Below are 1647 nucleotides of genomic sequence, written 5' to 3' on the forward strand. Positions count from 1 at the left end.
CCCGCAGGCCGGCCAACGCCGCGACGGATACGTGGTTGCGACTCCCCCACGGCCGTCCAAACGGCGGTGGGGTACTGTCGAAAATAAGAAAAGCTTCAATTTTCTCATACAAAGAAGTGCCATCCGATGCCTGTGAGACGGCGTCTCCTCCCCGGCGTGAAAGCGGCGCCGCGCCGCGGGCCCGGTAACGTCGGCGCGACGTCCCGGGCGATGATCCTGCCGGCTGTTGCCCGGCGTCGATGGTTGACTGCCGCAACACGCCCCCGCCGGCATGGCCGGCGGCGACAGGTGAGGATCGAGACGATGGCCGACACGCAGGACCCGCGCAGACCTGGCTTCGACGTCAGGGCGGTCAACCAGACCGTGATCGCCGAGTACCGGGCGACTGGCGGCGCGTTGGAGAAGACGCTGCCCGGTTCCAGGCTGGTGCTCGTGACGACGACCGGACGGCGCAGCCGGAAGGAGCACACCACCCCGCTGGGGTACGTCGTGGACGGCGGTCCCGGCCGCATCGTCGTCTTCGCGTCCAACATGGCCGCCCCGCGGCATCCGGACTGGTACCAGAACCTGACGGCCGAGCCGAAAGTCGTGGTGGAGCTCGGCACCGACCGATTCGAGGCCGAGGCGTCGACCGCCACCGGGGACGAGCGGCAGCGGCTCTACGAGGCACTGGTCGAGACGATGCCGGGAATCCGCGGCCACCAGGAGCAGGTGGAACGGGAGATCCCGGTGGTCGTGCTGGTCACGCTGCGGTGACCGGCCAGCGTTGGGCGCCCCCTGGCTGCCCAGCGGTCAGCGACGGCGGAGCGGTCAAGGAGCCGCGTGCCGCGGGCGGGATCGCCGCCGGGTGGCGGCGGCGTCCCGGATCATGGCGACGATCGCGGCGGCGGCCTGGGGATGGCCGCTGCCGGCACAGGCGGCCGACATCTTCGCCAGCCGTTCGGCGGAGATGAGCACCGGCAGCGCGTTCTCGAGCAGCCAGGACGCGCTGAGCTCGGCGTCCTCGACGAGGAGACCACCGCCGGCCTCCACCGTCGGCAGCGCGTTGCGGCGCTGCTCACCGTTGCCGTGCGGCAAGGGGACGTAGACCGCCGGGAGCCCCACCGCGGCGAGTTCCGCGCACGTCATCGCGCCCGACCGGCACAGGGTCATGTCGGCCGCGGCATAGGCCGAGGGGATGTGGTCGAGGTACGGCCGCAGCTCGTACGGCGTGGGCAGGTCGAGGGGCAGCGCCGCGGCGACCTCGTCGAAGTTCTTCGGCCCGGTCGCGTGCAGCACCTGGATCCCGGCGGCGGCAAGGGGATGCGCCGCCGCCGTCATCACCTGGTTGAGCGAGCGGGCGCCCTGCGAGCCGCCGAAGACGAGCAGGGTCGGCCGGTGTGGGTCGAGCCCGTAGCGCGCCCGGGCGGCCCGCATCGCGGCCGGGGAACGGTCAAGGGTGAGGATCTCCCCCCGCAGCGGGATCCCGGTGAGCGTCGCGCCGCGCAGGGGCGTGCTCGGGTAGGACGTGGCGACGAACGGGGTGAGCCGGGCGCCGAGCCGGTTGGCCAGCCCCGGCAGCGGGTTCGCCTCGTGCACCACGATCGGGATGCCGCGGCGCCGGGCGGCGAGGTACGCGGGCGCGGACACGTATCCACCGAACCCCAC

At 72.5% G+C, this 1647-nt stretch carries 2 protein-coding genes; one reads left to right on the forward strand and one right to left on the reverse strand.

Going from position 1 to position 1647, the window contains the following annotated elements; translation table 11 throughout:
* Positions 1-303: 303 nt before the first annotated feature.
* Positions 304-756, forward strand: coding sequence for a nitroreductase/quinone reductase family protein (locus AC08OP_RS21290; RefSeq protein WP_476615801.1), 453 nt, complete (start codon positions 304-306; stop codon positions 754-756).
* Between the two features lie 54 nt (positions 757-810).
* Here AC08OP_RS21290 and AC08OP_RS21295 read toward each other — a convergent pair.
* A partial coding sequence (locus AC08OP_RS21295) for a UDP-N-acetylglucosamine--N-acetylmuramyl-(pentapeptide) pyrophosphoryl-undecaprenol N-acetylglucosamine transferase (RefSeq protein ID WP_476615802.1) occupies positions 811-1647 on the reverse strand: 837 nt, incomplete at its 5' end.

Source organism: Frankia sp. CeRuru1, from assembly GCF_977966315.1.

Coding starts and splice junctions, on each gene's coding strand:
- AC08OP_RS21290 (WP_476615801.1), top strand. CDS start 304: ATGGCCGACACGCAGGACCCGCGCAGACCTGGCTTCGACGTCAGGGCG.